Below are 9,325 nucleotides of genomic sequence, written 5' to 3'. Positions count from 1 at the left end.
TTTGGGTTAATTAATAAGTAGTATAATCGCGGTTAAATCGGCAGTAAATTAGGATTACTGAAATGTATCAACTCATACGCTCATCATCCAATCATGACGAACAAAGCCACCTAATCGAAGAAAAGGTTATAACATCATGGGAAGGAAAATATGGAAAGATTCATAAAAGAATCAACTTAAAATTAAACATATTAATTGCTCTGTCTGTTGTAAAATTAATTACAGTGGTCCTTTACTATTAGACGAGCCCCTGTAATATAACAATTACTTGAGTGATGATTGATAATACCAACGCAAACAGAAAAGGAATCTTGTGAATTCAAAACAACTTGAAAGCTATCTTGGCTTGTCTACACAATTTTATGACTTAATTAGGCCAGAGCCTCCCAAAGATGCTTATTTATTTTATCGATCTTATGTTTCTGAAACGGATGGGCATATTTTGGAACCCATGTGTGGTTCGGGGCGTTTTTTGATTCCATTGATACAAGAGGGTTTTGACGTTAGTGGTTTTGATGCTAGCGAATATATGCTAACCGCGTTGCATGATAAAGCCGCATCAAGAAATCTTAACCCCAAGACCTGGCAGGATTATGTAGGTCATCTGGATGGGAAAGAGAAATATAATCTGATCTTTATTCCCAGCGGTTCTTTTGGTCATATCATAGGATTTGAAGAAATAAAAAAATCTCTTGAGAATTTCTATGAGAACCTCCGTGACAATGGGATCCTCTTATTCGAAGCTGAATCATCTCTTTCCGCACCTATGAGCCAGTTGGGTGTTTGGCGCGGCATGGTTTGTAATAAGCCTGATGGCGATTCAATCCTGATAAGTCGATTATCGACTATACAAGATAGTGTTTGCTATTCAATTGATAAGTATGAATTGCTCAAAAATAATGAAATTATTCACACTGAAATAGAGAAATTTAATGTTCGACTCTATGATGATAAAACCATTTTATTAGAATTACTTCGAAATATTGGCTTTAGAGAAATTAGGCTATTAAAGACTTTTGACCGTCTTTCTAATCCTGACGATAGTGATGCCGCATTTGTATATGAATGTAAGAAATAATTTTTACAGGCTGTTCTAAAAGATCTTTTCCATCACAAAATTATTCAATTCAACCCCTTGACGCACAATTGTTTGCTGCTTTACTACCTTAAATCCTTTGAGCTCAAAAAATGGTCGCGCAGTAATACTCACTTCAGCAAAGATTCGGTTTATATCTTGTTTTCTAGCTTCATTAAAAATTGATTTCATTAATAGAGAACCAATACCTTGCCCCTGATACTCGTGGTGTACATAAAAACAATCAATATGTCCTGTCGACTCAAACTCTGCAAAACCAACTGGCTGTTCATTAATAACCGCGACCAATGGGGATATTTTCTCCCATTTCTTCATCCACCTTGCTGTATCCTTCGATGTTTCAGGTGCCCAAACATTGACTTGTGCTTCTGTATAATCACCAATATTTATAATATGAATGGTGTGATAGAAAATTGATGCTAACACAGCAGCATCCTCTTTCTTATACTTTCGAACTTTAATCATGGGATAGTTCCAATACTTTTATTTAAGCGCATTATAATCCGTATAAATTTCATGCAAAACCTGTTTAACATTAGTACCTTTAATTGGCCAACATAAAGTTTTCCAAAGCGCCCATCCTAAGGCTCGTATCCAGGTATCATTATCCAATTGAACTTCATTTTTGAACATAGCCCGTTCTTCACTGGAAAAAAAATTCCATGCTATTACTAAATCACATGCCGGATCGCCTATCGCAAGTTGGCCAAAATCGATAAAGGCATGTAATCTTCCGTTACTAACCAAAATATTACCAACTGCTAGATCTCCGTGAACCCAAACAGGTCTCAAGCGCCACTCAGAAGAAAGTGACTCCTGCCATAATGATGCTGCAAGACTTTGTTCTTGAGAATTTTTAATTTTAGGAATTGCAAGTTGCATTTCATGATCATAGGCATTTAATGAACCGCCACGATAAAAATTATGTGCGCCAGCCAGAGGCCCACCTTTTGCATCTAAAGATTGAAATTCTTTTAAACATTTTCCCAATGCTCCTGCAAAACATTTTATATCATGAATATTCTGTCTTGAGGCAGATTCCCCTTCAATCCAGTGATTGATACTCCAATGCCACGGATAAGCTAAGGATGGTTTTCCAAGAACAATAGGTCGGGTAATTTGAAATGAAAGTTGTTTAGAGAGCCAAGGCAACCATTGATATTCCTTCTCTATCTGCGGCTCATACTCCTTATGTCTAGGCAAACGAACCACCATTTCTTCACCTAAGTGAAACGTTCGATTATCCCAACCACTTTGAGCAACTGGGTGAATGGGCAGTGATTGCCATTGTGGAAATTGCTCAGCAATTAATTTTTCGACTAAGTGTGCGTCAATTTTTACTTTACCCATTAAGGCCTCTATTGCTTCTTTATTGTAGTTTTTCGATGCAACTTATGCGGGATCCCAGTATGCTCAAAATCAAACTCAAATTTAAAACCTAATTTTTCCATAACGCGCAATGATGGATAATTATTGTATGCGGTAAAACAGATTGTGCTAGCTAAATTTAAATGCTTTTCTGCATAATCCAATGATGCAAGCCCTATTTCAAGCGCTAAACCTTTGTTCCAGTATGCTTGAACTACTTGATAAGTTAACTCAACTTCCTCTTTTCCGTCGAGTATAAAGGCCTTTAATCCCCCTCGCCCAACAAAGCTATGAGTTTCCTTGTCATACCACATCCAGGGAGCAAAACCATGTTGATTGTAATGATTCATATCAGATTCCAAACGGCATAAAGCCTGGTGCTCATCGTATGAAACACCATAACATTGAATAAACTCAGGGTTTACAAGCATTATTGTGTAGTCTTCATGACACGCTAATTGAGGGATAAAGGCAATAAGACGTGAGGTTTCAATGAATGGTTTATTAATGCCAAAATGCAAAAAGGCTTTCTCTGCAATATCCTGACAAAATTCATTCTTGGCATTGGCATAATCAATCGTATTGTCATGAATTTTAATCAAATTAAGTTTAAGTACTTCATACTCGTTAGCAATATGGGGATAAGCACACAAATAATCGCGAAATAATAGATGCTTCGCATACCAAGAAGATGGATAATTAACCAAATGAATCTGATGCGTTCGCTCACCATGTTCATTGTCTTTTTGGAAATAACGTCGATGCGGAAAAACTGATTCAAAAACCTGGTTATATCGATAACCCAATGATTCAATTTTTTGGATATCCTCAGAAGTAAATTCCCGCAAACATTTAACACCAATTAAAATATCAATCACTGGTTTTGCACAAATGCCAGGAATAGCTGTACTGCCAATATGCTCAACTTGGATTATATTCTTAATATCCAATTGCAATAACTGTTGCTTTTCAATTCCAAACGCAGCTTTCCACGCAGGATTATGAGGAAGTAAGGTAATCATATTCTGAGATTTTGTATTTAATAATAACCAATATTGGGCTATCTTAGCATATGTCTTAAAAGTGTATTAAAAATATTCATCATATCGAGGAAAAAATGATTGCGATAAAAAGGCTAGACCAATTAGATATAGATGAATTGTCATCCTATCTCAATCATTACCAAGAAACGACCATGTTCATTAGGAACAATTTATACCACTCGGGAATTACCTACCAAGATGCGCCATTTCACGGAGAATATTACGGCTCCTTTGAAAACAATCAAATTAATGGGGTTTTAGCGCATTATTGGAATGGTAATGTGATGATGCAAACTGAAAATTTTTCTGCATTATCAGCTTTAGTAGAAGAATTTGAGCTTAAAAGAACAAGACCAATTGCTGGAATACTTGGCGAAGACACCCAAGCCAGTTTTGTCATTGATAAGCTAAACTTAGAAGCGCCCCTATTTGCCATTAATTATCAGGAAAAGTTATTTTTACTTAATCTCGACAAAATGACTATACCTCAAACGATTCATTCATATAGCTGCACACTTAAACCAGTACAAGATTGCGACATGGATATCATCAAAGAGTGGCTTATCGCTTATCATATTGAAGCACTCGGAGACGATACTGATAATCCCACACTTGAACAATCCATTATTGATGAAATTCAAGATACGCAGCTTAGTCAAAATCGATGGGTTTTATTTGTAAACAACACTCCTGCTTCCCTATGCGGATTTAATGCCAATCTACCTGATATTGTACAGATCGGCCCCGTTTATACCCCGCCTTCATTAAGAAATAAAGGTTTTGCCAGAATTGCTGTGTATCTTTGTCTAAAACAAGCTGCCGACCGGCAAGTCAAAAGAGCAATTTTGTTCACTAATGATAATTCCGCTATATGCGCATACCAGGCTCTTGGTTTTCACCAAATTGGAAAATACCGACTGGCACTGTTAAAATAATGGGCTTGTTGGAGGTAAGATGTATGGTTGATCTTGAAATCGTTAGTTTATTGTCATTAGTTTTTCTAGGTATAGTATTTGGTTATATTACCGGACGATATCGTAAAAGGGCAGCTGAAAATTGCGGAGAAGCCCGAGTCAGGCACGCTTTAGCAAAGTATTGCCAAAACAAAGATGCTCATGTTTTGAGTAATATTACTTTACGTTTAGAGGATGGTTCCACAACTCAAATCGATCATATTCTAATTACAACAAAAGGCATATTCGTTATAGAAACAAAGCATTACAAAGGATGGATATTCGCTAAAGCCAACTCAAGAAGCTGGTCTCAATCCCTCTATTACGATAAGTTCAGATTTCAAAATCCCATACATCAAAATTATAAACACGTTAAAGCCATTCAGAAGACTCTTGATTTTATAGATCCACTGCATATCCATAATATCGTGGTTTTTAGTGGCGCAGCAGTATTTAAAAGTGCCAAACCTCATAATGTTTTTTATATAGAAGAATTAATCCCTGCAATCGAGCAATACTCCGATAGTGCTTTAAGTTTAAACCGTGTTCAGTTTTGCGTTGGACGATTAGAGTATATACGCCTGGCATTAACACAAGAAACTGATATTGAGCATCAGGCATATTTAACACAACGATTTAGTAATCATTGTAAGAGTTAATGAAAACAACATCCTGCCGATGAATCACCGACTATCGAAACACATTCCTATCGCATAAAAAGAGCATAATAAGTTCATTTGCGTTCATTTAATATCAACAAGAAATAAATCTTGATTTCCAATACTGGCTTGATAATCTGAAAGCAACACAACTGATGAGTCAGTGCAATTCTGACGAAACCACCAGGTCTTGTGATATGCCATCTTGTTCCCTAATTCCATGGCAAAGCGATTAGCAGGGAAACCCTATTTGGAGTTGTCATTACGGCTTTACGCCCGAGGAGTGCTTTAAGCATATCATCATTAATAACCAGGTAAATCAACCGATGTTTCGGTGATCTTTTTTGCATAACCCAATTGGGATGAACTGTCCTTTTTGGGGCTAATCCTCCCGATCTCTAAGGAGCATACTATGCAACACCAAGAACCAGTACAACTTGAGATTGAACATTTGCTCTTTGAGCTGAATTGTTGTGTGAATGATTTAAGCCGACACCGACTTCAAATTAACACCCATGACATTCAGCAAGCAGAGCTAAGTTTAAACAAATTGGAATCACTGATCTCCTTTGTCAAACAGTTCGATACTCAACGAATCGCTTGTTAATTGAAGTAATTAAAGTCTTATCCGCATAACAGAAAACCACCTGCTTATGCGGATGTTTTTCTGTTATGCCGCCTACATCAACAATAACAGGAGAATAAAATGACTGCATCTTTAAATCGCGTTCAATTAATCGGTAATCTCGGTGCTGATCCTAAAAGTATCGCCGGAAAAGACGGACAATCTTTTGTCACTGCCACTTTGGCTACTAATGAGTCATTCAAACAGAATGATGAATGGCAAACCAGAGTCGAATGGCATCAGCTGGTGTTTTTTGGAAAGCTGACTAAAGTCGCTGAATATTTAAAGAAAGGTTCACAAGTCTACCTCGAAGGTAAATTGCATTCCAATCAATGGACTGACAATGAAGGCAAAGCGCGTCAAGCCTTAAGCATTGTTGTTAGTCACATTCAGCTTCTCAACCCACCAAAATCAGCTGATGAATCCAGCAACAAAACCGCAGAACAGCACATGGCTCAGATGCGTGAAATGTTGCAACCAGATTCAGAAGAAATTCCGTTTTAATCATACCCTACCCCGGGAGCAAGCTCCCGTTTGGGATTGCTCCATTCACATAAGGAGATAATCCCATGGACACCCCTTCAATCTATGTAGCCTGCTTGGCCTCTTACAACAACGCCATCCTGCATGGCGTTTGGATAGATGCTACTCAAAGCGAAGATGACATCATGAAAGAAATCTGGGAAATGCTGGATAACAGCCCTGAACCCAATGCTGAAGAATACGCCATACATGATTATGAAGGATTCGGCAGCATCAAAATTCATGAGTATGAGTCAATAAGTAATATTGTGGAGTACGCTTCATTTATTCAAGAGCACGGAGACCTTGGCTTAGCCCTACTCTATGGTTATTCGATAGATGATGCACAAACCATGTTGGAGGATCATTACCAAGGTTGTTATGATTCAGAGGTTGATTTTGCCAGGCAGTTATTTGATGACTGTTATGCTCATCAAATGCCGGATAGTTTGATTTGCTATTTTGATTTTGAGGCTTTTGCTCGGGATCTTTTTATCAATGATTACTGTTCGGTTGAGCATAATGGACAGACTCATGTTTTTTCAAGCTATTAAGCCCTCTTTGAGGGCTTACACAACAATCCCCACATACAACAAAAAAGATAAAAATTAAGGTAGTGTAGGTCATTTATTAATTGAATTTAGATGCAATTTATCCGACAATTATTTTTCATAAAAATAACCAATAAAAATTGGAACAGACTAATAAATAATAGGTGAGTCAATGTCAGTTAGGAATGGAAACTATTGTGCCTTCTATGTCGCTGAGCCTTTTAGTACCAGCTCATTAGGAGCGCATGCAACAAAAGACTTCTATTACTACAATCTCATAAAATTATGGAAGGGAGCAGACGCTACTTTCCCTTTCATTGACTCACATGACAAGACATACAATGTCCGCGACGGCAGTAGTTGGGAACTAACATTGAAGCCACGGCTAAGAGAACGACTTCGAGTATCAAAGAACATTATTTTATTTCTCAGTTCAACAACGACCAACTCTAATGCACTTAGAGAAGAAATCGACTATGGAATCAACGATCAAAAGCTACCGGTGATTGTTGTTTATCCTGATTACAATTCCAAAGCAAGTCTATTGACTAATGGTTATCTTAAACAAGACGTAAAAAATTTATGGGACAAATTACCTATATTTAAGAATTCAATAAAAAATGTCCCCACACTCCATATTCCCATGGACAAAGAAGTAATTCGCCAAGCTCTAACAAATCAGGGTTTCATGTTTTCTACCCAAAAAGAAGCGGACATCTACATCTATAAAACTTAAGGCGGAAGGCCTAGAAATAAAAATGACAAAGGTTAAAATCACTGATACACAAGTATTTAGAAAATTTTTAGAAAAGATATCTGTTATATCTATGGTCATTACAACAATTGTTATTTTTGTTGATATACCTGCCGAATGCCGCATCAAATATGGTATAGCATTTTTGATATTGTTACCTATCCTTTACATTGCAATTTGGTATCGCGCCAACAGCCTTCAAGATATAAACTTAAACATCGAAGGGAGTGCTGTAAATATCAAAGTTGGAGATATTTTTAATCAACAAGGGTTCAAAGTAATTGCTTTCAATGAATATTTTGATACGTTGGTTGATGATAAAGTGATTGCGCAAAAGTCAATTAATGGCATTTTTATCAACAAGCATCTGAACATCAGCCCCATAGAACTCGATGAATACATTCAAACTTATGAATTTGACGAAAATGAGATTTTAGCAACGAATGTACCCAGAAAATCTGGAAAAACCACTCAGTATCATATTGGAACAATATGTGTATATGAAGATTACCTTCTAACAGCATTCTCAAAATTTGATAGCAACAACAAAGCAAACCTAACTATGCCTGAGTATTTAGAATTTCTGATTACCTTCTGGGACAAAGTTAATAGAGTTTACGCCCAACAAAATGTATCAACTACAATTTTTGGTTCGGGCATAACCCGAATCAAAGGTCACAAGAATATTAGTGATGAAGATCTTTTAAAAATCATGCTCTGGACATTTCGGATCAGCGAGATGAGATTTAAATATCCAGCAAAACTAACCATTGTCATCCATAAGGATAAGATTAATCAAATCAATCTCTTTGACATTAAATCAGCTAGAAATGGAATGTAATATTTACGCTCAATAAACTAAAACCAACTCCCAATTCAGTATAAATTGGATTAAAATACCCCTTCGGGAGATCGTCGTATTTGAGTACGACATCGTACGACACAGTACGCCATTTGTAGGAAAAACCCTCGGCAAAATTTATAATAAAATCAAGTGGTTAAAATTATTAAGCATGACTCATAATCCGTTGGTCCTAGGTTCAAGTCCTAGTGGGCCCACCAATAAAATCAAGTAGTTGTGGTAGTTTTTAGAAAATTCAAAAAAGTCATGTAGACGCAATGTAGACAAAATAAAAAGGGGTCTTTTCCATTTAGGTGGCATTTTACGGAGAAACGTTTATGGATTGGAAAAATTATGGCGAAGCCCGAGTCAGACACGCTTTAGCAAAGTATTGCCAAAACAAAGATGCGCATGTTCTGAGTAATATTACATTACGTTTAGAGGATGGCTCCACAACTCAAATCGATCATATTCTAATTACAACAAAAGGCATATTCATTATAGAAACAAAGCATTACAAGGGATGGATATTCGCTAAAGCAAACTCACGAAGCTGGTCTCAATCGCTCTATTACGATAAATTCAAATTTCAAAATCCCATTCATCAGAATTATAAACACATTAAAGCCATTCGAAAGACCCTTGATTTCATAGAGCCACAGTGTATCCATAATATTGTGGTTTTTAGTGACGAAGCCGTGTTTAAAAGTGCCAAACCCCATAATGTTTTTTATATAGAAGAATTAATTCCTGCAATCGAGCAATACCCCGATAGCGTCTTAAGTTTAAATCGTGTTCAGTTTTGCGTTGGGCGATTAGAGTATATACGCCTGGCATTAACACACGAAACTGATGTTGAGCATCAGGCATACTTAACGCAACGATTTAGTAATCGTTGTAGGAGTTAATGAAG

At 36.8% G+C, this 9,325-nt stretch carries 12 protein-coding genes; 9 read left to right on the top strand and 3 right to left on the bottom strand.

What is annotated here, in order from left to right:
• The first annotated feature begins 313 nt into the window (after positions 1-313).
• The gene (locus LDG_RS00750; protein WP_006869161.1) at positions 314-1,078 is read left to right on the top strand and encodes a class I SAM-dependent methyltransferase; all 765 of its coding nucleotides are present in this window, start codon (positions 314-316) and stop codon (positions 1,076-1,078) included.
• 15 nt (positions 1,079-1,093) lie between these two features.
• On the opposite strand, the gene LDG_RS00745 is transcribed toward LDG_RS00750, so the two are convergent.
• Genes LDG_RS00745 through LDG_RS18265 form a run of 3 tightly spaced genes read right to left on the bottom strand, consistent with a single transcriptional unit; the run spans position 1,094 to position 3,486 of the window.
• Complete coding sequence (locus LDG_RS00745) at positions 1,094-1,561, bottom strand: GNAT family N-acetyltransferase (RefSeq protein WP_006869160.1); 468 nt, start codon at positions 1,559-1,561, stop codon at positions 1,094-1,096.
• Positions 1,562-1,579: 18 nt separating this feature from the next.
• Entirely contained in the window at positions 1,580-2,446 is an 867-nt protein-coding gene (locus LDG_RS00740; protein ID WP_006869159.1) for an aminoglycoside phosphotransferase family protein, read from the bottom strand.
• 8 nt (positions 2,447-2,454) lie between these two features.
• Positions 2,455-3,486: a bifunctional GrpB family protein/GNAT family N-acetyltransferase gene (locus LDG_RS18265; protein ID WP_006869158.1), complete on the bottom strand. Its 1,032-nt coding sequence runs from the start codon at positions 3,484-3,486 to the stop codon at positions 2,455-2,457.
• Between the two features lie 95 nt (positions 3,487-3,581).
• Here LDG_RS18265 and LDG_RS00725 point away from each other — a divergent pair, with 95 nt between their 5' ends.
• The 8 genes from LDG_RS00725 (at position 3,582) to LDG_RS00690 (ending at position 9,320) form a co-directional block, all read left to right on the top strand.
• Positions 3,582-4,442: a GNAT family N-acetyltransferase gene (locus LDG_RS00725; RefSeq protein WP_006869157.1), complete on the top strand. Its 861-nt coding sequence runs from the start codon at positions 3,582-3,584 to the stop codon at positions 4,440-4,442.
• Positions 4,443-4,465: 23 nt separating this feature from the next.
• Complete coding sequence (locus LDG_RS00720) at positions 4,466-5,119, top strand: nuclease-related domain-containing protein (protein WP_006869156.1); 654 nt, start codon at positions 4,466-4,468, stop codon at positions 5,117-5,119.
• Between the two features lie 412 nt (positions 5,120-5,531).
• Positions 5,532-5,726, top strand: a complete 195-nt coding sequence (locus tag LDG_RS00715) for a hypothetical protein (RefSeq protein WP_040534066.1) — start codon at positions 5,532-5,534, stop codon at positions 5,724-5,726.
• Between the two features lie 99 nt (positions 5,727-5,825).
• Complete coding sequence (locus LDG_RS00710) at positions 5,826-6,248, top strand: single-stranded DNA-binding protein (protein WP_006869152.1); 423 nt, start codon at positions 5,826-5,828, stop codon at positions 6,246-6,248.
• Between the two features lie 65 nt (positions 6,249-6,313).
• Positions 6,314-6,820 (top strand): antirestriction protein ArdA, encoded by a 507-nt coding sequence (locus LDG_RS00705; RefSeq protein WP_006869151.1) that lies wholly within the window; start codon positions 6,314-6,316, stop codon positions 6,818-6,820.
• A 169-nt stretch (positions 6,821-6,989) separates the two neighbouring features.
• Positions 6,990-7,553, top strand: a complete 564-nt coding sequence (locus LDG_RS00700) for a TIR domain-containing protein (RefSeq protein WP_006869150.1) — start codon at positions 6,990-6,992, stop codon at positions 7,551-7,553.
• Between the two features lie 22 nt (positions 7,554-7,575).
• On the top strand, positions 7,576-8,412 hold the full coding sequence (locus tag LDG_RS00695) for a macro domain-containing protein (RefSeq protein WP_006869149.1): 837 nt from the start codon (positions 7,576-7,578) through the stop codon (positions 8,410-8,412).
• A gap of 338 nt (positions 8,413-8,750) precedes the next feature.
• Positions 8,751-9,320, top strand: coding sequence for a nuclease-related domain-containing protein (locus LDG_RS00690; protein ID WP_006869148.1), 570 nt, complete (start codon positions 8,751-8,753; stop codon positions 9,318-9,320).
• Positions 9,321-9,325 lie beyond the last annotated feature (5 nt).

Origin of the sequence: Legionella drancourtii LLAP12, assembly GCF_000162755.2 — a bacterium.
Classification (GTDB): domain Bacteria; phylum Pseudomonadota; class Gammaproteobacteria; order Legionellales; family Legionellaceae; genus Legionella; species Legionella drancourtii.
The sequence above is the reverse complement of the archived record's forward strand: the minus strand, read 5'-3'. Positions and strand labels throughout refer to the sequence as shown.